At 39.3% G+C, this 24,872-nt stretch carries 36 protein-coding genes and 1 pseudogene; 35 read left to right on the top strand and 2 right to left on the bottom strand.

Features of this window, described 5'->3' with window-relative positions; translation table 11 throughout:
• The first annotated feature begins 26 nt into the window (after positions 1–26).
• The 35 genes from rpoC (at position 27) to rplQ (ending at position 23,153) form a co-directional block, all read left to right on the top strand.
• Positions 27–4,313: a DNA-directed RNA polymerase subunit beta' gene (gene rpoC / locus BACCOP_RS06230; protein ID WP_007567332.1), complete on the top strand. Its 4,287-nt coding sequence runs from the start codon at positions 27–29 to the stop codon at positions 4,311–4,313.
• Positions 4,314–4,550: 237 nt separating this feature from the next.
• Positions 4,551–4,877 (top strand): DUF3467 domain-containing protein, encoded by a 327-nt coding sequence (locus BACCOP_RS06235; RefSeq protein ID WP_007567334.1) that lies wholly within the window; start codon positions 4,551–4,553, stop codon positions 4,875–4,877.
• Positions 4,878–5,060: 183 nt separating this feature from the next.
• The gene (gene rpsL / locus BACCOP_RS06240) at positions 5,061–5,465 is read left to right on the top strand and encodes a 30S ribosomal protein S12 (RefSeq protein ID WP_007567337.1); all 405 of its coding nucleotides are present in this window, start codon (positions 5,061–5,063) and stop codon (positions 5,463–5,465) included.
• Between the two features lie 146 nt (positions 5,466–5,611).
• Entirely contained in the window at positions 5,612–6,088 is a 477-nt protein-coding gene (rpsG, locus tag BACCOP_RS06245) for a 30S ribosomal protein S7 (protein WP_007567339.1), read from the top strand.
• Positions 6,089–6,118: 30 nt separating this feature from the next.
• A complete protein-coding gene (gene fusA / locus BACCOP_RS06250; protein WP_007567341.1) occupies positions 6,119–8,236 on the top strand; it encodes an elongation factor G in 2,118 nt (705 codons plus the stop codon).
• A 91-nt stretch (positions 8,237–8,327) separates the two neighbouring features.
• A complete protein-coding gene (gene rpsJ / locus BACCOP_RS06255; RefSeq protein WP_007567343.1) occupies positions 8,328–8,633 on the top strand; it encodes a 30S ribosomal protein S10 in 306 nt (101 codons plus the stop codon).
• 21 nt (positions 8,634–8,654) lie between these two features.
• Positions 8,655–9,272 (top strand): 50S ribosomal protein L3, encoded by a 618-nt coding sequence (gene rplC / locus BACCOP_RS06260; RefSeq protein ID WP_007567344.1) that lies wholly within the window; start codon positions 8,655–8,657, stop codon positions 9,270–9,272.
• On the top strand, positions 9,272–9,901 hold the full coding sequence (gene rplD / locus BACCOP_RS06265; RefSeq protein WP_007567346.1) for a 50S ribosomal protein L4: 630 nt from the start codon (positions 9,272–9,274) through the stop codon (positions 9,899–9,901). The genes rplC and rplD overlap by 1 nt, the downstream gene beginning before the upstream one ends.
• Before the next feature lie 20 nt (positions 9,902–9,921).
• Positions 9,922–10,212: a 50S ribosomal protein L23 gene (gene rplW / locus BACCOP_RS06270; protein WP_007567348.1), complete on the top strand. Its 291-nt coding sequence runs from the start codon at positions 9,922–9,924 to the stop codon at positions 10,210–10,212.
• 7 nt (positions 10,213–10,219) lie between these two features.
• Complete coding sequence (gene rplB / locus BACCOP_RS06275) at positions 10,220–11,041, top strand: 50S ribosomal protein L2 (protein ID WP_007567350.1); 822 nt, start codon at positions 10,220–10,222, stop codon at positions 11,039–11,041.
• Positions 11,042–11,065: 24 nt separating this feature from the next.
• Positions 11,066–11,335 (top strand): 30S ribosomal protein S19, encoded by a 270-nt coding sequence (gene rpsS, locus BACCOP_RS06280; RefSeq protein WP_007559385.1) that lies wholly within the window; start codon positions 11,066–11,068, stop codon positions 11,333–11,335.
• A 36-nt stretch (positions 11,336–11,371) separates the two neighbouring features.
• Positions 11,372–11,779: a 50S ribosomal protein L22 gene (gene rplV, locus BACCOP_RS06285; protein ID WP_007567352.1), complete on the top strand. Its 408-nt coding sequence runs from the start codon at positions 11,372–11,374 to the stop codon at positions 11,777–11,779.
• Positions 11,780–11,785: 6 nt separating this feature from the next.
• On the top strand, positions 11,786–12,517 hold the full coding sequence (gene rpsC / locus BACCOP_RS06290) for a 30S ribosomal protein S3 (protein WP_007567354.1): 732 nt from the start codon (positions 11,786–11,788) through the stop codon (positions 12,515–12,517).
• A 21-nt stretch (positions 12,518–12,538) separates the two neighbouring features.
• Positions 12,539–12,970 carry a 50S ribosomal protein L16 gene (rplP, locus tag BACCOP_RS06295; protein ID WP_007567356.1) on the top strand — a complete coding sequence of 144 codons (432 nt, stop codon included), beginning with the start codon at positions 12,539–12,541 and terminating at the stop codon, positions 12,968–12,970.
• 5 nt (positions 12,971–12,975) lie between these two features.
• Positions 12,976–13,170 (top strand): 50S ribosomal protein L29, encoded by a 195-nt coding sequence (rpmC, locus tag BACCOP_RS06300; protein ID WP_007559379.1) that lies wholly within the window; start codon positions 12,976–12,978, stop codon positions 13,168–13,170.
• A gap of 11 nt (positions 13,171–13,181) precedes the next feature.
• On the top strand, positions 13,182–13,439 hold the full coding sequence (gene rpsQ / locus BACCOP_RS06305; RefSeq protein ID WP_040311885.1) for a 30S ribosomal protein S17: 258 nt from the start codon (positions 13,182–13,184) through the stop codon (positions 13,437–13,439).
• A 2-nt stretch (positions 13,440–13,441) separates the two neighbouring features.
• Entirely contained in the window at positions 13,442–13,807 is a 366-nt protein-coding gene (gene rplN, locus BACCOP_RS06310) for a 50S ribosomal protein L14 (protein ID WP_007559377.1), read from the top strand.
• Positions 13,808–13,827: 20 nt separating this feature from the next.
• Positions 13,828–14,151 carry a 50S ribosomal protein L24 gene (gene rplX, locus BACCOP_RS06315; RefSeq protein ID WP_007559376.1) on the top strand — a complete coding sequence of 108 codons (324 nt, stop codon included), beginning with the start codon at positions 13,828–13,830 and terminating at the stop codon, positions 14,149–14,151.
• Entirely contained in the window at positions 14,151–14,708 is a 558-nt protein-coding gene (gene rplE, locus BACCOP_RS06320; protein WP_007567360.1) for a 50S ribosomal protein L5, read from the top strand. Before rplX ends, rplE begins: the two co-directional genes overlap by 1 nt.
• Positions 14,709–14,714: 6 nt before the next feature.
• On the top strand, positions 14,715–15,014 hold the full coding sequence (gene rpsN, locus BACCOP_RS06325) for a 30S ribosomal protein S14 (RefSeq protein WP_007567362.1): 300 nt from the start codon (positions 14,715–14,717) through the stop codon (positions 15,012–15,014).
• 58 nt (positions 15,015–15,072) lie between these two features.
• Positions 15,073–15,468 (top strand): 30S ribosomal protein S8, encoded by a 396-nt coding sequence (rpsH, locus tag BACCOP_RS06330; RefSeq protein WP_007567365.1) that lies wholly within the window; start codon positions 15,073–15,075, stop codon positions 15,466–15,468.
• An 18-nt stretch (positions 15,469–15,486) separates the two neighbouring features.
• Entirely contained in the window at positions 15,487–16,056 is a 570-nt protein-coding gene (gene rplF, locus BACCOP_RS06335) for a 50S ribosomal protein L6 (RefSeq protein ID WP_007567367.1), read from the top strand.
• A 21-nt stretch (positions 16,057–16,077) separates the two neighbouring features.
• Positions 16,078–16,419, top strand: a complete 342-nt coding sequence (gene rplR / locus BACCOP_RS06340) for a 50S ribosomal protein L18 (RefSeq protein WP_007567369.1) — start codon at positions 16,078–16,080, stop codon at positions 16,417–16,419.
• Positions 16,420–16,425: 6 nt separating this feature from the next.
• Complete coding sequence (rpsE, locus tag BACCOP_RS06345) at positions 16,426–16,941, top strand: 30S ribosomal protein S5 (RefSeq protein WP_007567371.1); 516 nt, start codon at positions 16,426–16,428, stop codon at positions 16,939–16,941.
• Positions 16,942–16,952: 11 nt separating this feature from the next.
• Positions 16,953–17,129, top strand: a complete 177-nt coding sequence (gene rpmD / locus BACCOP_RS06350) for a 50S ribosomal protein L30 (RefSeq protein ID WP_007567373.1) — start codon at positions 16,953–16,955, stop codon at positions 17,127–17,129.
• Positions 17,130–17,159: 30 nt separating this feature from the next.
• The gene (gene rplO / locus BACCOP_RS06355; RefSeq protein WP_007567375.1) at positions 17,160–17,606 is read left to right on the top strand and encodes a 50S ribosomal protein L15; all 447 of its coding nucleotides are present in this window, start codon (positions 17,160–17,162) and stop codon (positions 17,604–17,606) included.
• A 4-nt stretch (positions 17,607–17,610) separates the two neighbouring features.
• Positions 17,611–18,957 carry a preprotein translocase subunit SecY gene (secY, locus tag BACCOP_RS06360; RefSeq protein WP_007567376.1) on the top strand — a complete coding sequence of 449 codons (1,347 nt, stop codon included), beginning with the start codon at positions 17,611–17,613 and terminating at the stop codon, positions 18,955–18,957.
• A gap of 11 nt (positions 18,958–18,968) precedes the next feature.
• Positions 18,969–19,766, top strand: coding sequence for a type I methionyl aminopeptidase (gene map / locus BACCOP_RS06365; RefSeq protein ID WP_007567379.1), 798 nt, complete (start codon positions 18,969–18,971; stop codon positions 19,764–19,766).
• Position 19,767: 1 nt separating this feature from the next.
• Positions 19,768–19,986 carry a translation initiation factor IF-1 gene (gene infA, locus BACCOP_RS06370; protein ID WP_002558052.1) on the top strand — a complete coding sequence of 73 codons (219 nt, stop codon included), beginning with the start codon at positions 19,768–19,770 and terminating at the stop codon, positions 19,984–19,986.
• 13 nt (positions 19,987–19,999) lie between these two features.
• On the top strand, positions 20,000–20,116 hold the full coding sequence (gene ykgO / locus BACCOP_RS06375) for a type B 50S ribosomal protein L36 (protein ID WP_002558051.1): 117 nt from the start codon (positions 20,000–20,002) through the stop codon (positions 20,114–20,116).
• Positions 20,117–20,149: 33 nt separating this feature from the next.
• Positions 20,150–20,530: a 30S ribosomal protein S13 gene (gene rpsM / locus BACCOP_RS06380; protein ID WP_007559362.1), complete on the top strand. Its 381-nt coding sequence runs from the start codon at positions 20,150–20,152 to the stop codon at positions 20,528–20,530.
• Between the two features lie 11 nt (positions 20,531–20,541).
• Positions 20,542–20,931: a 30S ribosomal protein S11 gene (gene rpsK / locus BACCOP_RS06385; RefSeq protein ID WP_007567382.1), complete on the top strand. Its 390-nt coding sequence runs from the start codon at positions 20,542–20,544 to the stop codon at positions 20,929–20,931.
• 120 nt (positions 20,932–21,051) lie between these two features.
• Complete coding sequence (gene rpsD, locus BACCOP_RS06390; protein ID WP_007567384.1) at positions 21,052–21,657, top strand: 30S ribosomal protein S4; 606 nt, start codon at positions 21,052–21,054, stop codon at positions 21,655–21,657.
• An 11-nt stretch (positions 21,658–21,668) separates the two neighbouring features.
• The gene (locus BACCOP_RS06395) at positions 21,669–22,661 is read left to right on the top strand and encodes a DNA-directed RNA polymerase subunit alpha (protein WP_007567386.1); all 993 of its coding nucleotides are present in this window, start codon (positions 21,669–21,671) and stop codon (positions 22,659–22,661) included.
• A 3-nt stretch (positions 22,662–22,664) separates the two neighbouring features.
• On the top strand, positions 22,665–23,153 hold the full coding sequence (gene rplQ, locus BACCOP_RS06400) for a 50S ribosomal protein L17 (RefSeq protein ID WP_007567387.1): 489 nt from the start codon (positions 22,665–22,667) through the stop codon (positions 23,151–23,153).
• A gap of 255 nt (positions 23,154–23,408) precedes the next feature.
• Here rplQ and BACCOP_RS21005 read toward each other — a convergent pair.
• Together BACCOP_RS21005 and BACCOP_RS06410 are read right to left on the bottom strand one after the other, a co-directional pair.
• A pseudogene (locus BACCOP_RS21005) lies at positions 23,409–23,885 on the bottom strand (hypothetical protein); the annotation flags it as partial.
• Between the two features lie 312 nt (positions 23,886–24,197).
• A partial coding sequence (locus BACCOP_RS06410; RefSeq protein WP_007567393.1) for an IS66 family transposase occupies positions 24,198–24,872 on the bottom strand: 675 nt, incomplete at its 5' end.

The following is a 24,872-nucleotide window of genomic DNA, read 5'->3' on the forward strand; positions in this document are numbered from 1 at the left end:
ATTCTTCATTTTATAAAATATAAAGTATGGCTTTTAGAAAAGATACTAAGATAAAGAGTAATTTCTCAAAGATTACGATCGGACTGGCTTCTCCTGAAGAGATTTTGGAAAACTCTTTCGGTGAAGTATTGAAACCGGAAACTATCAACTACCGTACTTATAAACCGGAACGTGATGGTTTGTTCTGTGAACGAATCTTCGGTCCGGTAAAGGACTACGAATGTCATTGTGGTAAATACAAGCGCATTCGTTATAAAGGAATTGTGTGCGACCGATGTGGTGTAGAAGTAACAGAAAAGAAAGTTCGTCGTGAACGTAGCGGTCACATTCAGCTGGTTGTACCTGTTGCACATATCTGGTATTTCCGTTCTTTGCCTAATAAAATCGGCTATTTGTTAGGATTGCCTACAAAGAAGCTTGATGCTATTATTTACTATGAACGTTATGTAGTTATTCAGCCGGGTATAAAAGCAGAAGACGGTATCAGCCAATATGATTTGCTGTCTGAAGAAGAATATCTTGATATTATGGATAGTCTTCCAAAAGAAAACCAATATCTGGAAGACAGTGATCCAAATAAGTTCATTGCGAAGATGGGTGCTGAAGCAATTTATGACTTACTCGTTCGTCTGGACTTAGATGCTCTTTCTTATGAATTACGTCATAAAGCTAATAATGATTCTTCTCAGCAACGTAAGAATGAAGCTTTGAAGCGCTTGCAGGTTGTAGAATCTTTCCGTGCTTCACGTGGCCGTAATAAACCTGAATGGATGATTGTACGTATTGTTCCGGTTATTCCACCAGAATTACGTCCGTTGGTTCCATTGGATGGAGGTCGTTTTGCCACTTCTGACTTGAATGATTTGTATCGTCGTGTTATTATTCGTAATAACCGTTTGAAACGTCTGATTGAAATCAAGGCTCCGGAAGTAATCTTACGTAATGAAAAGCGTATGTTGCAGGAAGCTGTTGACTCACTGTTTGACAACTCTCGTAAGTCAAGCGCAGTGAAGACAGATGCCAACCGTCCTTTGAAGTCACTTTCAGATAGCTTAAAAGGTAAGCAAGGACGTTTCCGTCAGAACTTGCTGGGTAAACGTGTTGACTATTCTGCACGTTCAGTAATTGTCGTAGGTCCGGAACTGAAGATGGGTGAATGTGGTATTCCTAAATTGATGGCTGCCGAACTTTACAAACCATTTATCATTCGCAAATTGATAGAACGTGGTATTGTTAAGACTGTCAAGTCTGCAAAGAAAATTGTAGATCGTAAGGAGCCAGTTATTTGGGATATCTTGGAGCATGTAATGAAAGGACATCCTGTATTGCTGAACCGTGCGCCGACTTTGCACCGTTTGGGTATTCAGGCATTCCAGCCTAAGATGATTGAAGGTAAGGCTATTCAGTTGCACCCGTTGGCATGTACTGCGTTCAATGCCGACTTTGATGGTGACCAGATGGCGGTACATTTGCCTTTGAGTAATGAAGCTGTTCTTGAAGCTCAGATGTTGATGCTTCAATCACATAATATATTGAACCCTGCCAATGGTGCTCCTATCACAGTGCCGGCACAGGATATGGTTCTTGGTTTGTATTACATTACCAAGTTGCGTAAAGGTGCTAAGGGTGAGGGATTGATTTTCTACGGACCAGAAGAAGCATTGATTGCTTACAATGAAGGAAAAGTAGATATTCACGCTATCATCAGTGTTGTAACTAACGACCTTGATGAAAATGGTAATATTGTCAAGAAGATGATTAAAGAAACTTCTGTAGGACGTATTATCGTTAACGAGTTGGTTCCAGATGAATGCGGTTACTTGAATACTATTATTTCTAAGAAATCATTGCGTGATATCATCAGCGATGTTATTAAGACAGTCGGTGTTGCCCGTGCTTGTGAATTCTTGGATGGTATTAAGAACTTAGGTTATAAGAAAGCTTTCGAAGGTGGTTTGTCATTCAACTTGGGTGATATCATTATCCCGAAAGAAAAGGAAGAACTGGTTAAACGTGGTAACGAAGAGGTTGAGCAAATTATGATGAACTATAACATGGGTTTCATCACTGACAACGAACGTTACAATCAGGTTATTGATACTTGGACGCACGTTAACAGCGACTTGTCTGATATCTTGTATAAGACTATTAAGAATGACGATCAAGGATTCAACTCTGTATTTATGATGTTGGATTCTGGAGCCCGTGGTTCTAAGGAACAGATCCGTCAGTTGTCTGGTATGCGTGGTTTGATGGCTAAACCTCAGAAAGCAGGTGCTGAAGGTGCTCAGATTATTGAAAACCCGATTCTTTCTAACTTTAAGGAAGGTTTGTCAGTGTTGGAGTACTTTATTTCTACTCACGGTGCTCGTAAGGGTCTTGCCGATACTGCATTGAAAACTGCCGATGCCGGATATTTGACTCGTCGTTTGGTTGACGTTTCTCACGACGTGATCATTAATGAAGAAGACTGTGGAACATTGCGTGGTCTGGTTTGTACAGCATTGAAGAATAACGATGAAGTTATTGCAACATTGTATGAACGTATTTTGGGACGTGTTTCTGTACACGATGTAATACATCCTACAACTGGTAAGCTGATAGTAGCTGCTGGTGAAGAAATTACAGAATCAATTGCACAGGAAATCGAAGATTCTCCGATTGAAAGCGTTGAAATCCGTTCTGTATTGACTTGTGAGTCGAAGAAAGGTGTATGTGCTAAGTGTTATGGACGTAACCTTGCTACCAGCCGTATGGTTCAGAAAGGTGAGGCTGTTGGTGTTATCGCTGCTCAGTCAATCGGTGAACCGGGTACTCAGCTGACATTGCGTACGTTCCACGCCGGAGGTATCGCCGGTAACATGGCTGCAAATGCAAGTATTGTTGCGAAGAACGATGCACGTCTTGAGTTTGAAGAATTGCGTACAGTAGACGCTGTTGAAGAAACAGGTGAAGCAGTTAAAATCGTTGTTGGTCGTTTGGCTGAAGTTCGTTTCGTGGATGTTAATACAGGTATTATCCTGTCAACACATAACGTTCCTTATGGTTCTAAACTGTATGCATCAGATGGTGAAGTCGTTGAGAAAGGTAAGCTGATTGCTAAGTGGGACCCGTTCAATGCCGTTATTGTTACAGAAGCTGCAGGTAAGATTGATTTTGAATCTGTAATTGAAAATGTAACATATAAGGTAGAATCAGATGAAGCTACAGGTTTGCGTGAAATCATCATTACAGAATCTAAAGATAAGACAAAGATCCCGTCATTGCATATTTTGGATGAAAATGGTGGTATCATTCGTACATATAACTTGCCGGTAGGCGGTCACGTAGTTGTTGAAGACAAGCAGGTGGTTAAGGCCGGTGATATTTTGGTTAAGATTCCACGTGCAGTTGGTAAGGCAGGTGATATCACCGGTGGTCTTCCACGTGTAACCGAATTGTTTGAAGCACGTAATCCGTCTAATCCTGCTGTTGTTTCAGAAATCGATGGTGAGGTTACGATGGGTAAGATTAAACGTGGTAACCGTGAAATTATCGTTACATCTAAGACAGGCGATGTGAAGAAATACCTTGTGGCTCTGTCAAAGCAGATCCTTGTTCAGGAAAACGACTATGTACGTGCCGGAACTCCGTTGTCAGATGGTGCTATCACTCCTGCTGATATCTTGGCTATTAAAGGTCCTACAGCAGTACAGGAGTACATCGTGAACGAAATTCAGGATGTATACCGTCTGCAGGGTGTTAAGATTAACGATAAGCACTTTGAAATTATCGTTCGTCAGATGATGCGTAAAGTTCAGATTGATGAGCCGGGAGATACTCGTTTCTTGGAACAGCAGGTTGTAGACCGTTTGGAATTTAACGAGGAAAACGACCGTATCTGGGGTAAGAAAGTTGTTGTTGATGCTGGTGATTCTCAGAATTTGCAGCCGGGACAGATTGTTACAGCTCGTAAGTTGCGTGATGAAAACAGTATGCTGAAGCGTCGTGACTTAAAACCTGTAGAAGTACGCGATGCTGTTCCTGCTACATCAACTCAGATTTTGCAAGGTATTACACGTGCTGCATTGCAAACATCAAGCTTTATGTCGGCTGCATCATTCCAGGAAACTACTAAAGTTTTGAACGAAGCAGCAATTAACGGTAAAGTTGATAAACTGGAAGGTATGAAGGAAAACGTTATCTGCGGTCATTTGATACCTGCCGGAACTGGTCAGCGTGAATACGAAAAGATTATTGTTGGCTCAAAAGAAGAGTATGACAGAATTCTGGCAAATCGTAAGAACGTGCTTGATTATAGTGAAGTAGAATAATACTTTAATCTTATACATATAAGGAGCTGTGTCATGAAGAATGGCACAGCTCCTTTTGTATTTATATCAATCATAAATCGAAAATCTCAACTTATATTTTCCCTTTAATAGCTTCGTTGAATTTGCCAAAAAGTGAAATTGGCTATTGAAATTTTTACTTAACTGTTCGGATGATTCAACTTTTTCCCTACATTTGTGGCGTTAATATAAAAATTGAAATGTAAAAACTAAGTTATTATGGAAAACGAAAACAAAAATAATCAGCTTCAGATAGAGCTGAAAGAAGAAGTTGCTCAAGGAACTTATGCTAATCTTGCTATAATTACTCATTCTACTTCTGAGTTTATTGTAGATTTTGTTCGTATTATGCCGGGCTTGCCAAAGGCTGGAGTACAATCGCGTATTGTGATGACTCCTGAACATGCAAAACGATTGATGTATGCATTGCAGGATAATGTTGCAAAGTACGAGCATAATTTTGGTCCAATACGTATGCCGGAAGAACAGGGAAACGGTAGTAAAACCTTTGTTCCTCCATTGAGTGATTTTAAGGGAGAAGCTTAAAAAAATATAAAAACATAGCTTTATGGCCCATTTTCCGACTTTTTTCGGGAAATGGGCTTTTTTTATTTTAAAACAGTTTGTCTATTAAAAAGTTATTTGTAATTTTGCAGCCCGAAATGTATAGTTTCGACTAGGATTGGAAAAACAATAAACAATATATATAATAATTAAAATCAAAACAAAATGCCTACTATTCAACAGTTAGTAAGAAAAGGAAGAACGGTTTTGGTTGAGAAGAGTAAATCACCTGCATTGGACTCATGCCCTCAGAGACGTGGTGTTTGTGTACGTGTTTATACTACAACTCCGAAAAAGCCGAACTCAGCAATGCGTAAAGTTGCTCGTGTGCGTTTGACAAACTCTAAGGAAGTGAACTCTTACATTCCGGGAGAAGGACATAACTTGCAGGAACACTCAATCGTATTGGTTCGTGGTGGTCGTGTGAAAGACCTTCCAGGTGTACGTTATCATATTGTTCGTGGAACATTGGATACAGCAGGTGTTGCTGGTCGTACACAGAGACGTTCTAAATATGGTGCTAAGCGCCCGAAACCAGGACAGGCTCCAGCAGGAAAAGGTAAGAAATAATTCGTAGCTGAGTACAATCCTTAGTAAAAAACTTTATTAATTCGTTTTGGTTTGTTGGAAAAGCTTTAAGGTTGAGTAAATGCTTCAGAGGAGGCGTTGAAGAAAACAGAGATGCAGCCCCAAACTAAACATTATTATCAAACAAAATGAGAAAAGCAAAACCAAAAAAACGTGTGATCCTTCCGGATCCAGTATTTAATGATCAGAAGGTTTCTAAATTCGTAAACCATCTGATGTATGATGGAAAGAAGAATACTTCTTACGAAATCTTCTACAATGCATTGAAGACAGTTGAAACAAAACTTCCAGGTGAAGAAACTTCAGCTTTGGAAGTTTGGAAAAAAGCTCTAGATAATGTGACTCCGCAGCTGGAAGTTAAGTCTCGCCGTATTGGTGGTGCAACTTTCCAGGTTCCTACAGAAATTCGTCCAGACCGTAAAGAGTCAATCTCTATGAAGAATATGATTGCTTTTGCCCGTAAACGTGGTGGCAAATCAATGGCTGATAAATTGGCAGCTGAAATTCTTGATGCATATAACGAGCAGGGTGGTGCTTTCAAACGTAAAGAAGATATGCACCGTATGGCTGAAGCTAACCGTGCTTTTGCTCACTTCAGATTCTAAATCAAGTATTAATTTTAACTAGGAAATAAAATGGCTAAACATGATTTGCATTTGACCCGTAACATCGGTATCATGGCGCACATCGATGCTGGTAAGACAACTACTTCTGAACGTATCTTGTTTTACACTGGTCTGACTCACAAAATTGGTGAGGTGCACGATGGTGCTGCTACTATGGACTGGATGGAGCAGGAGCAGGAACGTGGTATCACTATTACTTCAGCTGCTACCACTACTTACTGGAACTATGCAGGTAATAAGTATAAAATTAACTTGATTGACACTCCGGGACACGTAGACTTTACTGCTGAGGTTGAACGTTCATTGCGTGTATTGGATGGCGCTGTTGCTGCATATTGTGCAGTTGGTGGTGTTGAACCGCAGTCTGAAACTGTATGGCGTCAGGCTGATAAGTATAATGTTCCTCGTATCGGTTACGTTAATAAAATGGACCGTTCTGGTGCAGACTTCTTTGAAGTTGTACGTCAGATGAAGGATGTTTTAGGTGCTAATCCATGTCCGGTAGTTATCCCTATTGGTTCTGAAGAAAACTTTAAGGGTGTAGTTGACTTGGTTAAGATGAAAGCTATCTTGTGGCACGATGAAACAATGGGTGCTGATTATGATGTAGAAGAAATTCCTGCAAACTTGGTTGATGAAGCACAGGAATGGAGAGACAAGATGCTTGAAAAGGTTGCTGAGTTCGACGAAGCTTTGATGGAAAAGTATTTTGATGATCCTTCTACTATTACAGAGGAAGAAATCATGCGTGCATTGCGTGCCGGAACATTGAAGATGGAAATCGTTCCAATGCTGTGTGGCTCTTCATTCAAGAATAAGGGTGTACAGACTTTGCTGGATTATGTATGTGCTTTCTTGCCTTCTCCATTGGATACTCCAAATATTATTGGTACTAACCCATCTACTGGAGCTGAAGAAGATCGTAAGCCAGATGAAGATGAAAAGACTTCTGCTTTGGCGTTCAAGATTGCTACTGACCCATATGTAGGTCGTCTGACTTTCTTCCGTGTATATTCTGGTAAGGTTGAAGCAGGTTCTTATATCTTCAACTCTCGTTCAGGAAAGAAAGAACGCGTTTCACGTTTGTTCCAGATGCACTCAAATAAACAGAATCCTGTTGAAGTAATTAGTGCTGGTGATATTGGTGCTGGTGTAGGTTTCAAGGATATTCGTACTGGTGATACATTGTGTGATGAAACAGCTCCGATCGTTCTTGAATCTATGGACTTCCCAGAACCTGTAATCGGTATCGCAGTAGAGCCTAAGACTCAGAAAGACTTGGATAAATTGTCTAACGGTTTGGCTAAGCTGGCTGAAGAAGACCCGACATTTACAGTAAAAACTGATGAACAGACAGGTCAGACAGTTATCTCTGGTATGGGTGAGCTTCACTTGGATATCATCATCGATCGTTTGAAACGTGAATTCAAAGTAGAATGTAACCAGGGTCGTCCTCAGGTTAACTACAAGGAAGCTATTACTAAGACTGTTGAATTGCGTGAAGTTTATAAGAAGCAGTCTGGTGGTCGTGGTAAGTTTGCTGATATCATTGTGACAATCGGTCCGGTTGATGAAGACTTCAAACAAGGTGGATTGCAATTTATCGATGAAGTTAAAGGTGGTAACGTGCCTAAGGAATTTATCCCTTCTGTACAGAAAGGTTTCCAGACTGCTATGAAGAATGGTGTGTTGGCAGGATTCCCTCTTGACTCATTGAAGGTTGTATTGAAAGATGGTTCATTCCACCCGGTTGACTCTGACCAGTTGTCTTTCGAAATCTGTGCTATTCAGGCTTATAAGAATGCTTGCGCTAAGGCAGGTCCTGTATTGATGGAACCTATCATGAAGTTGGAAGTTGTTACTCCTGAAGAAAACATGGGTGACGTTATCGGTGACTTGAATAAGCGTCGTGGTCAGGTTGAAGGAATGGAAACTAGCCGTTCTGGTGCTCGTATCGTGAAGGCTATGGTTCCGCTGGCAGAAATGTTTGGTTACGTAACAGCTTTGCGTACTATCACTTCTGGTCGTGCAACTTCTTCAATGACTTATGATCACCATGCTCAGGTATCAAGCTCTATCGCTAAGACTGTATTGGAAGAAGTTAAAGGTCGCGTAGATTTGGTATAATCAGAAATAACTTGAAGCTGATGAGGGCTAGCGAATGACTCTTAGCCCTCATGCTTCACCTTAAAAAATAATAATTAATTAACTATTACTAATGAGTCAGAAAATTAGAATTAAACTGAAATCTTACGATCACAATTTGGTAGACAAGTCTGCTGAGAAGATTGTGAGAACTGTGAAGGCTACAGGCGCTATCGTTAGCGGTCCTATTCCATTGCCAACTCACAAACGTGTGTTTACTGTAAACCGTTCAACTTTTGTTAATAAAAAGTCTCGTGAACAGTTTGAATTGTCTTCTTATAAAAGACTGATCGACATCTATAGCTCAACTGCTAAGACAGTAGATGCTTTGATGAAATTGGAATTACCAAGTGGAGTAGAAGTAGAAATTAAAGTTTAATAAATTTAAAAATTAACTGAAATGCCAGGATTATTAGGAAAGAAAATCGGAATGACATCCGTTTTCAGTGCTGATGGTAAAAATGTACCATGCACTGTTATCGAAGCTGGTCCTTGTGTAGTTACTCAGATTAAGAGTGTAGAAAAAGATGGCTATGCAGCTGTTCAGGTAGGTTTCCAAGACAAAAAGGAAAAGCATACTACAAAACCGTTGATGGGTCACTTTAAGAAAGCTGGAGTAACTCCAAAGAGACACTTGGCCGAGTTCAAAGATTTCTCAGAAGAATTGAATTTAGGTGATACTATCACTGTAGAATTGTTTAACGATGCTAGCTATGTAGACGTAATCGGTACTTCTAAAGGTAAAGGTTTCCAGGGTGTTGTTAAACGTCACGGATTTGGTGGTGTAGGTCAGACTACTCACGGTCAGCACAACCGTGCTCGTAAGCCGGGTTCTATCGGTGCTTGTTCTTACCCTGCAAAAGTATTCAAAGGAATGCGCATGGGTGGTCAAATGGGTGGTGACAGAGTAACTACTCACAACTTACAGGTATTAAAGGTAATTCCTGAACACAACTTGCTTTTGATCAAAGGTTCTGTTCCGGGTTGCAAAGGTTCAATCGTAATAATTGAGAAATAATGGAAGTTAACGTATTAAATATTAAGGGTGAAGATACCGGAAGAAAGGTTGCTTTGAATGAAGCTATCTTCGGAATCACTCCGAATGATCACGCTATCTATCTGGACGTAAAACAGTACATGGCTAATCAGCGCCAGGGAACTCATAAGTCTAAAGAAAGAAGCGAAATCAGTGGTTCTACTCGTAAATTAGGCCGTCAGAAAGGTGGAGGTGGTGCACGTCGTGGTGATATCAACTCTCCATTGTTGGTTGGTGGTGCTCGTGTATTTGGTCCAAAGCCACGTGATTATTGGTTCAAATTGAACAAGAAAGTAAAGACTTTGGCTCGTAAGTCTGCTTTGGCATATAAGGCTCAGGCTAACAATATCGTAGTAGTAGAAGACTTCACTTTTGAAGCTCCTAAGACTAAAGAATTCGTAAATGTTGTGAATAATCTTAAAGTAGCTGGTAAAAAGCTGCTTATGGTTTTGCCGGAAGCAAATAAAAACGTATATTTGTCTGCTCGTAACTTAGAGCGTACAAATCTTGCAATTGCTTCTGCGCTGAATACTTACTCAGTATTGAACGCAGAAACTCTTGTTGTTACAGAGAGCGCATTGAAAGCTATCGAGGAAACCTTAGTTAAATAATTAAAGGAGGCTGAAGTAATATGGGAATGATTATTAAACCGTTGGTTACAGAAAAAATGACGGCAATATCTGAAAAGTTCAACCGCTTTGGATTTATTGTTCGTCCTGAAGCTAACAAATTAGAAATTAAGAGCGAAATCGAGGCTTTGTATAACGTAACTGTTGTTGATGTGAATACTATCCGTTACGCAGGAAAGAACAAGAGCCGTTATACTAAATCAGGTCTTATCAATGGACGTACTAATGCTTATAAAAAAGCTATCGTTACATTGAAAGAAGGTGATACTATTGATTTTTATAGCAATATTTAAATAAAAGATGGCAGTACGTAAATTTAAGCCCACAACACCGGGGCAGAGACACAAAATTATTGGTACTTTTGAAGAAATTACTGCATCGGTACCAGAAAAATCTCTTGTATATGGAAAGCGTTCTACTGGTGGTCGTAACCATGTAGGTAAAATGACAATGCGCTATATCGGTGGCGGTCATAAGAGAAAATTCCGTATTATTGATTTCAAGAGAAATAAAGACGGTGTTCCAGCAGTTGTTAAAACAATTGAATACGATCCGAACCGTTCAGCTCGTATCGCGTTGTTGTTTTATGCTGATGGTGAAAAAAGATATATTATTGCTCCTAATGGATTGCAAGTTGGTAGCACTTTGATGTCTGGAGCGAATGCGGCGCCTGAGATTGGTAACGCACTTCCTCTTGAAAACATCCCTGTCGGTACTGTAATTCATAACATTGAGTTGCGTCCGGGTCAAGGTGCTGCATTGGTAAGATCGGCTGGTAATTTTGCTCAGTTGACTTCTCGTGAAGGTAAATACTGTGTAATCAAGTTGCCTTCAGGTGAAGTAAGACAAATCTTAAGTGCTTGTAAAGCTACAGTTGGTAGTGTTGGTAATTCAGACCATGCTTTGGAAGCTTCAGGTAAGGCTGGACGTTCTCGTTGGTTGGGTCGTCGTCCTCACAACCGTGGTGTTGTTATGAACCCAGTTGATCACCCGATGGGTGGTGGTGAAGGACGTCAGTCAGGAGGTCACCCAAGATCACGTACAGGCTTGTATGCTAAGGGCTTGAAGACAAGAGCACCTAAGAAACAGTCTTCTAAGTATATTATTGAAAGAAGAAAATAATAACAACTGATTAATTGAGTATTTATGAGTCGTTCATTAAAAAAAGGTCCATATATTAATGTAAAACTGGAAAACAAAGTGCTCGCTATGAATGAAAGCGGCAAGAAGTCAGTTGTTAAAACATGGGCTAGAGCTTCAATGATTTCGCCTGATTTTGTAGGGCATACAATTGCAGTTCATAACGGAAACAAATTTATTCCTGTTTACGTTACTGAAAACATGGTTGGTCATAAGTTGGGAGAGTTTGCTCCAACTCGTACTTTCCGTGGTCATGCAGGTAACAAGAAAAAATAACAGGACACACTTATTGAAATAATAAAGTAATAAATAATGGGAGCAAGAAAAAAAATATCGGCTGAAAAAAGAAAAGAAGCCCTTAAGACCATGTATTTTGCAAAATTGCAAAATGTGCCTACTTCTCCGCGTAAAATGCGTCTCGTTGCTGATATGATTCGCGGTATGGAGGTTAATAGAGCACTTGGTGTATTGAAGTTTTCTTCTAAGGAAGCTTCTGCAAGAGTGGAAAAACTGTTGCGCTCTGCTATTGCTAACTGGGAACAGAAAAACGAACGCAAAGCTGAAGATGGTGAACTTTTTGTAACTAAGATTTTTGTTGACGGAGGAGCTACTCTGAAAAGAATGAGACCGGCTCCACAGGGTAGAGGTTACAGAATTCGTAAACGTTCAAACCATGTAACTTTGTTCGTTGATTCTAAAAATACTAATGATAAAAATTAAGAGTAGATGGGACAGAAAGTTAATCCGATAAGTAACCGTTTAGGAATTATCAGAGGATGGGATTCTAATTGGTACGGTGGCAAGAATTATGGTGATGCTTTATTGGAAGATAGCAAAATTCGTAAATATCTGAATGCCAGACTTGCAAAAGCCAGCGTTTCAAGAATCGTAATTGAACGTACTCTGAAGTTGGTGACAATTACTGTATGTACTGCTCGCCCAGGTATTATCATTGGTAAAGGTGGTCAGGAAGTTGATAAGTTGAAAGAAGAGTTGAAGAAGATCACCGATAAGGATATCCAGATTAATATCTTCGAAGTGAAGAAACCCGAACTCGACGCTGTGATTGTTGCTAATAATATCGCTCGCCAGGTTGAAGGTAAGATTGCTTACCGCCGCGCTATTAAAATGGCTATTGCCAATACAATGCGTATGGGAGCTGAAGGTATCAAGGTACTGATTTCAGGTCGTTTGAATGGTGCTGAAATGGCACGTTCTGAAATGTATAAGGAAGGTCGTACTCCGTTGCATACTTTCCGTGCAGATATTGACTATTGTCATGCTGAAGCTTTGACAAAAGTTGGTTTGCTGGGTATCAAAGTATGGATTTGCCGTGGTGAAGTTTATGGTAAACGTGAGTTAGCTCCTAACTTCACTCAGAGCAAGGAAAACAACCGTGGTGGAAACGGTAATAATGGAGGAAAGAACTTCCGTAGAAAGAAAAACAACAATCGCTAACGAATTTGAATTTTAGGAATTATGTTACAACCGAAAAAGACAAAATTCAGAAGACAGCAGAAAGGTAGCGCTAAAGGTAATGCCCAGAGAGGACACCAGTTGGCTTTCGGTACATTTGGTATCAAGTCATTACAGACTAAGTGGATTACTGGACGTCAGATTGAAGCAGCTCGTATTGCTGTAACAAGATATATGCAGCGTCAGGGTCAGATTTGGATCCGTATTTTCCCGGACAAACCTATTACTCGTAAACCTGCTGATGTACGTATGGGTAAAGGTAAAGGTTCTCCCGAAGGATTTGTAGCTCCTGTAACTCCGGGTCGTATTTTGATCGAAGTAGAAGGAGTTTCTTTTGATGTAGCTAAAGAAGCTTTGCGCCTTGCAGCACAGAAACTTCCTGTTACAACTAAGTTTATTGTTAGACGTGATTACGACGCAAGTCAAAATGCTTAATTGATATGAAGATTGCAGAAATTAGAGAAATAGCTACCAACGAATTGGCAGAAAGAATTCAGACTGAAGTTGCCAATTACAATCAAATGGTTTTAAATCATTCGATCTCTCCGCTGGAAAATCCTGCACAGATTAAGAAATTACGCAGAACAATTGCGCGTATGAAAGCAGAATTGCGTCAGAGAGAACTTAACAAATAATAATGGTCCTCATGGAAGCTAGAAATTTAAGAAAAGAAAGAACTGGTGTTGTAGTTAGCAATAAAATGGATAAGACCATTACTGTTGCTGCTAAGTTTAAGGAAAAACACCCTATTTATGGTAAATTCGTTTCTAAAACGAAGAAATTCCATGCTCATGACGAAAAGAATGAATGCCAAATCGGAGATACTGTTCGTATTATGGAAACTCGTCCTTTGAGCAAAACTAAGAGATGGAGATTGATTGAAATTATCGAAAGAGCTAAGTAATTATGATACAAGCAGAATCCAGACTTACAGTATGTGACAACAGTGGTGCTAAAGAAGCTCTTTGTATCCGCGTATTAGGCGGTACAAAGAGACGTTATGCCTCTGTTGGGGATGTTATTGTAGTTTCAATAAAGAGTGTTATCCCCTCAAGTGATATTAAAAAAGGTGCAGTATCTAAGGCCTTGATCGTACGTACAAAGAAAGAAATTCGTCGTGCTGACGGTTCTTATATTCGTTTTGATGACAATGCTTGCGTATTGCTGAATAACGCAGGTGAAATTAGAGGAAGTCGTATTTTTGGCCCGGTTGCGAGAGAATTGCGTAATGCAAATATGAAAGTTGTTTCACTTGCACCTGAAGTACTTTAATTTTGTAAAAGATTTAAGTAATGAGTAAATTACATATTAAAAAAGGCGATACAGTTTACGTAAACTCTGGTGAAGACAAGGGTAAAACTGGCCGCGTGTTGAAAGTTCTTGTTAAAGAAGGACGTGCACTGGTTGAAGGTATCAACATGGTATCAAAGAGCACTAAACCTAATGCAAAGAATCCTCAGGGTGGTATTGTGAAGCAGGAAGCACCTATTCACATCTCTAACCTGAATCCGGTTGATCCTAAGACAGGTAAACCGACACGTGTTGGTAGAAGAGAAAGTTCTGATGGAAGAACATTTGTTCGTTATGCTAAAAAATCAGGAGAGGAGATTAAATAATGAGTAATACTGCTAGCCTTAAGAAAGAATATGCAGAGCGCATTGCTCCTGCGTTGAAGAATCAGTTCCAGTATACTTCATCTATGCAGATTCCTAAGCTGAAGAAGATTGTTATCAGTCAGGGTTTGGGTATGGCTGTAGCTGATAAGAAAATTATCGATGTTGCTATCAATGAACTGACAGCAATTACCGGTCAGAAAGCTGTTGCAACTGTTTCTCGTAAAGATATCGCAAACTTTAAGTTGCGTAAAAAAATGCCTATCGGTGTAATGGTAACTTTACGTCGTGAAAGAATGTATGAATTCCTTGAAAAGCTTGTTCGTGTAGCTTTGCCACGTATCCGTGACTTCAAAGGTATCGAAAGCAAGTTGGACGGAAGAGGTAATTATACTTTGGGTATTCAGGAACAAATCATTTTCCCTGAAATAAATATCGATAGTATTACTAAAATTCTCGGAATGAATATTACCTTTGTAACCTCTGCTCAAACAGACGAAGAAGGTTATGCTTTGTTGAAGGAATTCGGTTTACCGTTTAAAAACGCTAAAAAAGATTGATAAGATATGGCAAAAGAATCAATGAAGGCTCGTGAAGTAAGAAGAGCCAAACTGGTAGCCAAATATGCTGAGAAACGTGCTGCGTTGAAGAAGATTGTTAATACTGGTGATCCTGCTGAAGCTTTTGAAGCTGCACAGAAATTGCAGGCACTGCCTAAGAATTCCAATCCTATTCGCTTGCACAACCGTTGTAAACTGACTGGTCGTCCTAAAGGATATATGCGTCAGTTCGGTATTTCACGTATTCAGTTCCGTGAAATGGCATCAAACGGTTTAATCCCGGGCGTTAAGAAAGCAAGCTGGTAAATTTTTTTATTATTAAATATTGTCAGGGTAGTCCTGATTAATTTAACAATTTATTTTTATGACAGATCCAATCGCAGATTATCTCACAAGATTGAGAAATGCAATTAGTGCTAAGCACAGAGTTGTAGAAGTACCTGCTTCAAACTTGAAAAAAGAAATTACTAAGATTCTGTTTGACAAAGGTTACATTCTGAACTACAAATTTGTAAAAGATGGTCCTCAAGGAACTATCAAGGTTGCTTTGAAGTATGATGCTGTTAACAAAGTTAACGCTATCAAAAAACTTGAAAGAGTATCTACTCCGGGTATGCGTAAGTATACCGGCTACAAAGACATGCCGAGAGTTATTAATGGATTAGGTATTGCTATTATATCTACTTCCAAAGGTGTGATGACAGACAAGGAAGCTGCTGCATTGAAAATCGGTGGTGAAGTTCTTTGTTATGTATATTAATGTAGGAGGATATAAACTATGTCAAGAATAGGTAAATTGCCCGTTAGTATTCCTGCTGGAGTAACAGTTACTCTGAAGGATAACGTAGTAAACGTTAAAGGTCCGAAAGGTGAGTTGAGTCAGTTTGTAAATCCTGCTATTGAAGTAGAAATTGCAGACGGTCACGTGGTGTTGAAAGAAAATGAAAACGCTATGCTTGATAACCTCAAACAGCGTCATGCGTTCCATGGTTTGTATCGTGCTTTGATACATAACATGGTTGTTGGTGTTTCTGAAGGTTATAAGAAGGAGTTGGAACTTGTCGGTGTTGGTTACCGTGCATCAAACAATGGTAATATCATTGATTTCGCTTTAGGTTATACTCATAACATCTTTATGCAGTTGCCTCCTGAAATCAAGGTTGAAACTAAATCTGAAAGAAATAAGAACCCTCTTATTATATTGGAATCTTGTGACAAACAGTTGCTCGGTCAGGTTTGTTCAAAAATACGCTCTTTCCGTAAGCCTGAACCTTATAAAGGAAAAGGTATTAAGTTTGTTGGTGAAGAAATTCGTAGAAAGTCTGGTAAGTCAGCTGGTGCTAAGTAATTCACATAAAATCGTACAATTATGACAACAAAAATAGAAAGACGAATCAAGATCAAATATAGAGTACGCAACAAGATTTCAGGTACAGCTGAACGTCCGCGTATGAGTGTGTTTAGAAGTAACAAGCAGATATATGTCCAAGTTATCGACGATTTGAGCGGTAGAACATTGGCTGCTGCTTCTTCTTTGGGTATGGAACCAATGCCAAAGAAAGAACAAGCTGCTAAAGTTGGTGAACTGATCGCTAAGAAAGCTCAAGAAGCTGGTATTACGACTGTCGTATTCGACCGTAATGGTTACTTGTATCATGGGAGAGTAAAAGAAGTAGCTGATGCTGCTCGTAACGGTGGACTTAAATTTTAATGAATTATGGCAGTTAATAATAGAGTTAAGATCACTAACGATATAGAATTAAAAGATAGACTGGTTGCAATCAACCGCGTTACTAAAGTTACAAAAGGTGGTAGAACTTTCAGCTTCTCTGCTATTGTTGTAGTTGGTAATGAAGATGGAATTATCGGTTGGGGCCTTGGAAAAGCTGGTGAAGTTACAGCAGCAATTGCAAAAGGTGTAGAAGCCGCAAAGAAAAATCTGACTCGTGTTCCTGTATTAAAAGGAACTGTTCCTCACGAACAGTCTGCTAAATTTGGCGGTGCAGAAGTTTTTATTAAGCCTGCATCAACCGGTACAGGAGTTGTAGCTGGTGGCGCAATGCGTGCTGTTTTGGAAAGTGTTGGTGTAACAGACGTTTTGGCTAAATCAAAAGGTTCTTCTAACCCACACAACCTAGTTAAAGCTACAATCTTGGCTTTGAGCGAAATGAGAGATGCTCGCATGGTAGCCCAAAACAGAGGTGTAAGTATGGAAAAAGTATTTAGAGGATAAGGAGGATAAACATGTCAACTATTAAGATTAAACAAATAAAGAGTAGAATTGGTGCTCCTGCAGATCAGAAAAAAACATTGGATGCACTGGGACTTCGTAAATTGAATCGTGTGGTTGAACACGAAGAAACTCCTTCAATTCTGGGTATGATTGAAAAGGTAAAACACCTGGTTGCAATCGTTAAGTAATATATTGTTAATAATAAAGGATTTTACAATATGAATTTAAATAATTTACGTCCAGCAGAAGGTTCTGTCAAAACTAGAAAGAGAATTGGTCGTGGTGCTGGTTCTGGTTTGGGAGGTACTTCAACAAGAGGACATAAAGGAGCAAAATCAAGATCTGGTTATTCTAAGAAGATCGGTTTTGAAGGTGGTCAGATGCCTCTTCAGCGTCGTGTTCCGAAATTTGGTTTTAAGAATATTAACCGTGTAGAATATAAAGCTATTAACCTTGATACTATTCAGAAATTGGCTGAAGCTAAGAACCTGTCTAAAGTTAGTGTTAATGACTTGATTGAAGCTGGTTTTATTTCTTCTAATCAGTTAGTGAAAGTTCTTGGTAACGGTAGTTTAACTACTAAACTCGATGTAGAAGCAAATGCTTTCTCTAAGAGTGCAGTAGCTGCAATCGAAGCCGTTGGTGGTAATGCAGTAAAACTCTGATTCAATGAGAAAATCTATTGAAACATTAAAGAACATATGGAATATTGAGGATCTGAGACAGCGGATCCTCATTACTATATTGTTTGTTGCAATCTACAGATTCGGTTCGTATGTGGTTCTTCCAGGTATCAACCCTGATATGCTGTCAAAGTTGCATGAACAAACGAGTGAAGGTCTTCTTGCTTTGTTGAACATGTTCTCTGGTGGAGCTTTCTCCAATGCTTCAATTTTTGCATTGGGAATCATGCCGTATATCTCTGCATCCATCGTGATTCAGTTGTTGGCGATTGCAGTTCCTTACTTCCAGAAATTACAGCGCGAGGGTGAAAGTGGACGTCGTAAAATCAATCAGTATACTCGTATCCTGACTATTTTTATTTTGATATTCCAAGCACCTTCTTATTTGATCAACTTGAAAATGCAGGCAGGTCCGGCTCTTAATGCTTCATTAGATTGGACTTTCTTTATTATTACTTCTACCATCATTTTGGCTGCTGGAAGTATGTTTATCTTGTGGCTTGGAGAAAGAATTACAGACAAGGGTATTGGTAATGGTATTTCTTTGATCATTATGATTGGTATCATTGCTCGTCTTCCTCAAGCTTTTTCAGGTGAATTTGTTTCCCGTCTTGCTTCACCGGGTGCTGGTGGTATCATCATGTTCCTGTTGGAAATTGTTATGTTGATATTAGTTATAGCTGCTGCTATACTTTTGGTACAAGGTGTTCGCAAAGTGCCCGTACAATATGCTAAACGTATTGTAGGAAATAAACAATATGGTGGTGCTAGACAGTATATTCCTTTGAAGGTAAATGCTGCAAATGTAATGCCGATCATCTTTGCTCAGGCAATCATGTTTATCCCTATTACAATTGTTGGATTCTCAAATGTAGCTTCTGCAAGTGGTATTGCTCGTGCTTTTGTAGACCATACTAGTTTCTGGTATAATTTGGTATTTGCAATTTTGATTATTGTATTTACCTGGTTCTATACTGCAATTACGATTAATCCGACTCAGATGGCTGAGGATATGAAGAGAAATAACGGCTTTATTCCAGGTATCAAACCGGGAAAGAGTACTGCAGATTATATTGACACCATAATGTCTCGTATTACATTGCCTGGATCTCTTTTCTTAGCTATCGTTGCTATATTGCCAGCTTTTGCAGGGGTATTTGGAGTTCAAGCTGAATTTGCACAGTTCTTTGGTGGAACTTCTTTGTTGATTCTTGTGGGTGTTGTTCTTGACACTCTTCAGCAGGTAGAAAGTCATTTGTTAATGCGTCATTACGATGGCTTGCTTAGCTCAGGAAGAATTAAAGGACGTTCTGGAAATGTTGCTGCTTATTAAATAAAGTCAGAATGATATTTCTTAAGACAGATGATGAGATAGAGTTGCTTCGTCAGAGTAATCTCCTTGTGGGGAGGACTCTGGCTGAAGTGGCAAAATTGATAAAGCCTGGAGTGACAACAAAACAACTTGATAAAGTTGCGGAAGAATTTATTAGAGATCATGGGGCAATTCCCACTTTTAAAGGTTTCCCTAATCCATATGGACCTCCATTTCCTGGTACATTATGTACTTCCGTTAATGAACAAGTTGTGCATGGTATTCCTAATGATATTCCTTTAAAAGAAGGTGATATTGTTTCTGTCGACTGTGGAACTTATATGAACGGCTATTGTGGAGATTCTGCTTATACTTTTTGTGTAGGAGAAGTTGATTCCGAAATTGTAGCCCTTTTGAAAACTACAAAAGAGGCTTTGTATAAGGGGATTGAAAATGCTGTTCATGGAAAGCGTTTAGGTGATATTGGATATGCAATTCAGCAACATTGTGAAGCCCAATCGTATGAAGTAGTTCGTGAGTTCGTAGGTCATGGGATAGGTAAGGAGATGCATGAACAACCTCAAGTTCCTAATTATGGCAAAAGAGGCACAGGAACCTTGTTAAAAAAAGGAATGTGTATTGCTATTGAGCCCATGATAACTCAGGGAAGTCGTCAGATTGTAATGGAAAGTGATCGTTGGACTATCAGAACAAGAGATCGTAAATGTGCTGCTCATTTTGAGCACACTGTTGCGATAGGCTTGGATAAAGCAGATATTTTATCATCGTTTGAATTTATAGAGCAAGTTTTAGGAGATAAAGCAATTTAATATGGCAAAGCAATCCGCAATTGAACAAGATGGAGTGATCGTTGAAGCATTGTCAAATGCAATGTTTCGTGTTGAGCTGGAAAACGGACATGAGATTACTGCTCATATTTCCGGCAAAATGAGAATGCATTACATTAAAATATTACCGGGGGATAAGGTAAGGGTAGAGATGTCACCCTATGATTTGTCCAAAGGAAGAATCGTTTTTAGATATAAATAAAAGAAAATAAGATATGAAAGTAAGAGCATCATTAAAGAAACGTACGCCGGAATGTAAGATCGTAAGACGTAATGGCCGTTTGTATGTTATTAACAAGAAAAATCCTAAGTATAAACAACGTCAAGGATAATTTATTATTTTTGCAAAAAAAATAATTTAGTATATGGCTATAAGAATAGTTGGTGTAGATTTGCCTCAGAATAAGAGAGGTGAGATTGCGTTGACATACGTATATGGTATCGGACGCAGTAGTTCAGCAAAGATTTTGGACAAGGCAGGTGTTGATCGTGACCTGAAGGTTAAGGATTGGACTGATGATCAGGCTGCTAAGATTCGTGAAATTATCGGTGCTGAATATAAAGTAGAAGGTGATCTTCGTTCAGAAATCCAGTTGAACATTAAGCGATTAATGGATATTGGTTGCTATCGTGGTGTTCGTCACCGTTTAGGTCTGCCCGTAAGAGGTCAGAGCACAAAGAATAATGCTCGTACACGTAAGGGAAGAAAGAAAACTGTTGCAAATAAGAAAAAAGCTACTAAATAATAATTGTTAATATGGCAAAAAAAACAGTCGCAGCTAAAAAAAGAAATGTGAAAGTTGATGCTAATGGACAGTTGCATGTACATTCATCATTCAACAACATTATCGTTTCTTTGGCAAACAGCGAAGGTCAGATTATTTCTTGGTCTTCTGCAGGTAAGATGGGATTTAGAGGTTCTAAGAAGAATACTCCTTATGCAGCACAGATGGCTGCTCAAGATTGCGCTAAAGTAGCGTACGATCTTGGCCTGAGAAAGGTAAAAGCTTACGTTAAGGGTCCTGGAAACGGACGTGAGTCTGCTATCAGAACTGTACATGGAGCTGGAATTGAAGTTACTGAAATTATCGACGTAACTCCATTGCCTCACAACGGTTGTCGTCCTCCTAAGAGAAGAAGAGTATAATAAAGATAACCTATTTAGATGTAACTTGATTTTGTTAAATAATGGATTGCAATTCCTTTCTGTAATCGCGGCTGCAACAAATTAAGTTCATTAATAACAATTAAATTTAAAAGTAAGAAAATGGCTAGATATACTGGACCAAAAACTAGAATTGCACGTAAATTCGGTGAAGCAATCTTTGGAGCAGATAAAGTTTTATCTAAGAAAAACTATCCTCCCGGACAGCATGGTAATACTCGCCGTAGAAAAACATCAGAATATGGTGTCATGCTGGCTGAAAAACAGAAAGCAAAATATACTTACGGAGTTTTGGAAAAACAGTTCCGTAACATGTTTGAAAAGGCTGCAAGTATGAACGGTATTACCGGTGAAATCTTGTTGCAGAGCCTTGAATGTCGTCTTGATAACGTAGTGTTCCGTTTGGGTATTGCTCCTACACGTGCTGCAGCTCGTCAGTTGGTTGGTCACAAACACATTACAGTAGATGGTCAGGTTGTAAACATTCCTTCATACTCTGTAAAACCTGGACAGCTGGTAGGTGTTCGTGAAAAATCTAAGTCTTTGGAAGTTGTTGCTAACTCATTGGCTGGATTCAATCACAGCAAATATCCTTGGTTGGAATGGGATGAAAACTCTAAGACTGGTAAGTTGTTGCACAAGCCTGAAAGAGCAGACATTCCTGAAAACATAAAAGAACACTTAATCGTTGAATTGTACTCTAAATAATAATTAATTTCATGGCGATATTAGCATTTCAAAAACCTGATAAAGTATTAATGTTGGAAGCGGATTCTAAATTCGGAAAATTCGAATTCCGTCCGCTTGAACCCGGTTTCGGTATTACCGTAGGTAATGCTTTACGCCGTATTCTTCTCTCTTCATTGGAAGGTTATGCTATCAACACTATCCATATCGAAGGTGTTGAGCACGAATTTGCAACTGTTCCGGGAGTAAAGGAAGATGTCACTAACATTATCTTGAATCTGAAGCAAGTTCGATTCAAGCAAATAGTTGAGGAATTCGAAAATGAAAAGGTAAGCATTACCGTTGAGAATTCTACTGAATTTAAGGCAGGTGATATTGGTAAGTATTTGACCGGATTTGAAGTGTTAAATCCTGAATTAGTTATTTGCCATTTAGATTCAAAAGCAACTATGCAGATAGATCTTACAATCAACAAAGGTCGTGGTTATGTTCCGGCTGACGAAAACCGTGAATACTGCACCGATGTGAATGTAATTCCTATTGATTCTATTTACACTCCGATTCGTAATGTGAAATATGCGGTAGAAAACTACCGTGTAGAACAGAAAACTGACTATGAAAAGTTGGTTCTGGAAATTACTACGGATGGTTCCATTCACCCGAAGGAAGCACTGAAAGAAGCTGCTAAAATATTGATTTATCACTTCATGTTGTTCTCTGATGAAAAGATTACTCTTGAAACTTCAGATGCAGATGGTAATGAAGAATTCGATGAAGAAGTATTGCACATGCGTCAGTTGCTGAAGACCAAATTGGTTGATATGGACTTGTCAGTTCGTGCCTTGAACTGTTTGAAGGCTGCCGATGTAGAAACACTTGGTGACTTGGTTCAGTTCAATAAGACAGATCTGTTGAAGTTCCGTAACTTCGGTAAGAAATCGCTCACTGAGCTTGATGATTTGCTCGAGAGTCTGAATCTGTCGTTTGGAACAGATATTTCTAAGTATAAATTAGATAAAGAATAAAAAATGAGACATAATAAGAAATTCAACCATTTAGGTCGTACTGCTTCTCATAGAAATGCAATGTTGTCAAATATGGCATGTTCTTTGATCAAGCACAAAAGAATCACTACGACTGTTGCGAAGGCTAAAGCTTTGAAAAAGTTCGTTGAGCCTCTGATTACAAAGTCTAAAGAAGACACAACAAATTCTCGTCGTGTTGTATTTAGCAACTTGCAAGATAAGTTCGCTGTTACTGAACTGTTCAAAGAAATCTCTGTAAAGGTTGCAGATCGTCCGGGTGGTTACACTCGTATTATCAAGACTGGTCACCGTTTGGGTGATAACGCAGAAATGTGTTTCATCGAATTGGTAGACTACAATGAGAACATGGCTAAGACAGCTGCTAAGAAAGCTACTCGTACTCGTCGTTCTAAAAAATCTGCTGCAACTGAAGCACCTGCTGCTGAAGCAACTGCAGAAGCTACTACAGAGGAAGCCCCTAAAGCTGAATAATTCTGTAAACGCTATATATAATAAAAGCCGGAGTTCATTTGAACTTCGGCTTTTTTCGTCGGCATGAGTATTAGCTAACGGGTGCAAGTCCCCAATGAGCCCTAATAGCGGGAATCATACAGCCAAAAGCAAGGGTGTCCATCGCGAGTTGGAATCTGAAAGAAGCTGGCGGCAAACATCTGGTCTGACGAACAGAAACTTCATATAAGGCATATGACCGTGGGTAAGGTTGCGAAACAAACTAAAGCCCTATAGCTATTCGGGACGGTTAGTGTAAATGGAGCAGACATAAGATTGAAAGTTAATACCCTTATCCGAGGATGTCTCACGGACATATGGTGAGGATGAATGATTCGAAGTACCATGATGGAGTAAAGCTTGCCGTGAGAAGTCAGCAGAGGTCGTAGTACCCAAGGCATGTATGCCTATTAGGGAAGGACCAAACTTTATTTAAACGGCATAACTGAAAACTACCGTTTGTTGGAACGAATGCATAAAACCAAAACAGAGTATTGGGCTACCTTTAAAGAGATAGGACGGAATCCGAAGGGTATAAAGGAGCGCAGACCTACAAATGGATGGTTGAAGAAGATGTCGTGGAAGTGTCTTTCGAAGAATACGAAAGGCATCCATAGTAAAGAACCGCCGTATGCCGAACGGCACGTACGGTGGTGTGAGAGGTCGGAAAACGAAAGTAGGAAGAAAACTACTTCGTTTTCCTCCTACTCGATTTTGTGTATATCATGCTATATTTTTCTAAAACCTTTTATGGGAGGATATGAGAATCAGTCATGTTATTGAAAATATATTGAGTTTTTTCTCTTATTGCTATTAGTATCTAGTAATCATATTCGATAGACTGGTTTTCAGTATTTTTTCATCACTGTCCGATGAAACTTATTGAGTCATCAAGAACTTATTGATATACATGGAATTAAATGCCAGCTTTAATAAGTGGTAACCATTCTATTTTCCGCCACGACAATTTTATCGGCTGTTTTTCAGCCGATAAAATAAAAATGTCCGCAAGAAAATAGTTTAGTTTTAACATTCCGATTTATAAAAACATGGCAGAAGGACCTTCTTGTCGCAGTCCTTACCATGAAGAATACATTCAAACAAGTGCTTCAGGTAATCCTGAGGGGCTATATCATTAAGCTTGCAGCTTTCTATCAGAGAAAAGATGAATGCCGAGTTTCCTGCTGCATCCTCACTGCCTATGTTCATACAGTTCTTGAGCAGCAGCTTTACAGGTTTCATCCTTTGCTCACAGAGGTTGTTCGATATTTCCGCAGAACCGTCCTTGAGGATATTTTTCAGGGATTTCCACTGGTTTATCGTATAGTTCACAGCCTTTCTCATCAGTTCGTTTGCCATGAGTTTGGTATCCTGCATCATCATGACCACCTTATGATGGATACGTTCAAGAATAGGTCTCGTAAGCTTAAGTCTTTTTTCCTTAATCTGCTCACCGCTGAGTTTCATTGTGCGGAACAAGTCTTCATTTCTGAACATATCACCGATAGGGTCTATTATATCCATCGCAGTTCTGTCTGATGGCAAGGCATCGACCCACAGCCTCCTGCAGTGTGTCCAGCATCCTATATGAAGCACCTTTGAGTCTTCTCCGTCGAACATCCTGTAAACCGTATATCCGTCTGTAGATACAGATCCCATAAAATGTTCAAGGAAGGTCTTTGCTACATCAGAGGCTCTGCT

The sequence above is a fragment of the Phocaeicola coprocola DSM 17136 genome (genome assembly GCF_000154845.1).
Taxonomy (GTDB): Bacteria; Bacteroidota; Bacteroidia; order Bacteroidales; family Bacteroidaceae; genus Phocaeicola; species Phocaeicola coprocola.

What these genes read in the sequence shown, in the direction of transcription:
- rpsJ (WP_007567343.1), top strand. Translation starts at nt 8,328, where the DNA reads ATGAGTCAGAAAATTAGAATTAAACTGAAATCTTACGATCACAATTTG.
- secY (WP_007567376.1), top strand. Translation starts at nt 17,611, where the DNA reads ATGAGAAAATCTATTGAAACATTAAAGAACATATGGAATATTGAGGAT.
- rpsG (WP_007567339.1), top strand. Translation starts at nt 5,612, where the DNA reads ATGAGAAAAGCAAAACCAAAAAAACGTGTGATCCTTCCGGATCCAGTA.
- infA (WP_002558052.1), top strand. Translation starts at nt 19,768, where the DNA reads ATGGCAAAGCAATCCGCAATTGAACAAGATGGAGTGATCGTTGAAGCA.
- rpsD (WP_007567384.1), top strand. Translation starts at nt 21,052, where the DNA reads ATGGCTAGATATACTGGACCAAAAACTAGAATTGCACGTAAATTCGGT.
- rplF (WP_007567367.1), top strand. Translation starts at nt 15,487, where the DNA reads ATGTCAAGAATAGGTAAATTGCCCGTTAGTATTCCTGCTGGAGTAACA.
- rpsK (WP_007567382.1), top strand. Translation starts at nt 20,542, where the DNA reads ATGGCAAAAAAAACAGTCGCAGCTAAAAAAAGAAATGTGAAAGTTGAT.
- rpoC (WP_007567332.1), top strand. Translation starts at nt 27, where the DNA reads ATGGCTTTTAGAAAAGATACTAAGATAAAGAGTAATTTCTCAAAGATT.
- rplB (WP_007567350.1), top strand. Translation starts at nt 10,220, where the DNA reads ATGGCAGTACGTAAATTTAAGCCCACAACACCGGGGCAGAGACACAAA.
- BACCOP_RS06395 (WP_007567386.1), top strand. Translation starts at nt 21,669, where the DNA reads ATGGCGATATTAGCATTTCAAAAACCTGATAAAGTATTAATGTTGGAA.
- BACCOP_RS06235 (WP_007567334.1), top strand. Translation starts at nt 4,551, where the DNA reads ATGGAAAACGAAAACAAAAATAATCAGCTTCAGATAGAGCTGAAAGAA.
- rpsH (WP_007567365.1), top strand. Translation starts at nt 15,073, where the DNA reads ATGACAGATCCAATCGCAGATTATCTCACAAGATTGAGAAATGCAATT.
- rpsS (WP_007559385.1), top strand. Translation starts at nt 11,066, where the DNA reads ATGAGTCGTTCATTAAAAAAAGGTCCATATATTAATGTAAAACTGGAA.
- rpsN (WP_007567362.1), top strand. Translation starts at nt 14,715, where the DNA reads ATGGCAAAAGAATCAATGAAGGCTCGTGAAGTAAGAAGAGCCAAACTG.
- rpsL (WP_007567337.1), top strand. Translation starts at nt 5,061, where the DNA reads ATGCCTACTATTCAACAGTTAGTAAGAAAAGGAAGAACGGTTTTGGTT.
- rplQ (WP_007567387.1), top strand. Translation starts at nt 22,665, where the DNA reads ATGAGACATAATAAGAAATTCAACCATTTAGGTCGTACTGCTTCTCAT.
- rplN (WP_007559377.1), top strand. Translation starts at nt 13,442, where the DNA reads ATGATACAAGCAGAATCCAGACTTACAGTATGTGACAACAGTGGTGCT.
- rplD (WP_007567346.1), top strand. Translation starts at nt 9,272, where the DNA reads ATGGAAGTTAACGTATTAAATATTAAGGGTGAAGATACCGGAAGAAAG.
- rplW (WP_007567348.1), top strand. Translation starts at nt 9,922, where the DNA reads ATGGGAATGATTATTAAACCGTTGGTTACAGAAAAAATGACGGCAATA.
- rpmC (WP_007559379.1), top strand. Translation starts at nt 12,976, where the DNA reads ATGAAGATTGCAGAAATTAGAGAAATAGCTACCAACGAATTGGCAGAA.
- fusA (WP_007567341.1), top strand. Translation starts at nt 6,119, where the DNA reads ATGGCTAAACATGATTTGCATTTGACCCGTAACATCGGTATCATGGCG.
- rplX (WP_007559376.1), top strand. Translation starts at nt 13,828, where the DNA reads ATGAGTAAATTACATATTAAAAAAGGCGATACAGTTTACGTAAACTCT.
- rplO (WP_007567375.1), top strand. Translation starts at nt 17,160, where the DNA reads ATGAATTTAAATAATTTACGTCCAGCAGAAGGTTCTGTCAAAACTAGA.
- rpmD (WP_007567373.1), top strand. Translation starts at nt 16,953, where the DNA reads ATGTCAACTATTAAGATTAAACAAATAAAGAGTAGAATTGGTGCTCCT.
- rplP (WP_007567356.1), top strand. Translation starts at nt 12,539, where the DNA reads ATGTTACAACCGAAAAAGACAAAATTCAGAAGACAGCAGAAAGGTAGC.
- rpsM (WP_007559362.1), top strand. Translation starts at nt 20,150, where the DNA reads ATGGCTATAAGAATAGTTGGTGTAGATTTGCCTCAGAATAAGAGAGGT.
- rplE (WP_007567360.1), top strand. Translation starts at nt 14,151, where the DNA reads ATGAGTAATACTGCTAGCCTTAAGAAAGAATATGCAGAGCGCATTGCT.
- rpsC (WP_007567354.1), top strand. Translation starts at nt 11,786, where the DNA reads ATGGGACAGAAAGTTAATCCGATAAGTAACCGTTTAGGAATTATCAGA.
- rpsQ (WP_040311885.1), top strand. Translation starts at nt 13,182, where the DNA reads ATGGAAGCTAGAAATTTAAGAAAAGAAAGAACTGGTGTTGTAGTTAGC.
- rplR (WP_007567369.1), top strand. Translation starts at nt 16,078, where the DNA reads ATGACAACAAAAATAGAAAGACGAATCAAGATCAAATATAGAGTACGC.
- rpsE (WP_007567371.1), top strand. Translation starts at nt 16,426, where the DNA reads ATGGCAGTTAATAATAGAGTTAAGATCACTAACGATATAGAATTAAAA.
- ykgO (WP_002558051.1), top strand. Translation starts at nt 20,000, where the DNA reads ATGAAAGTAAGAGCATCATTAAAGAAACGTACGCCGGAATGTAAGATC.
- rplV (WP_007567352.1), top strand. Translation starts at nt 11,372, where the DNA reads ATGGGAGCAAGAAAAAAAATATCGGCTGAAAAAAGAAAAGAAGCCCTT.
- map (WP_007567379.1), top strand. Translation starts at nt 18,969, where the DNA reads ATGATATTTCTTAAGACAGATGATGAGATAGAGTTGCTTCGTCAGAGT.
- rplC (WP_007567344.1), top strand. Translation starts at nt 8,655, where the DNA reads ATGCCAGGATTATTAGGAAAGAAAATCGGAATGACATCCGTTTTCAGT.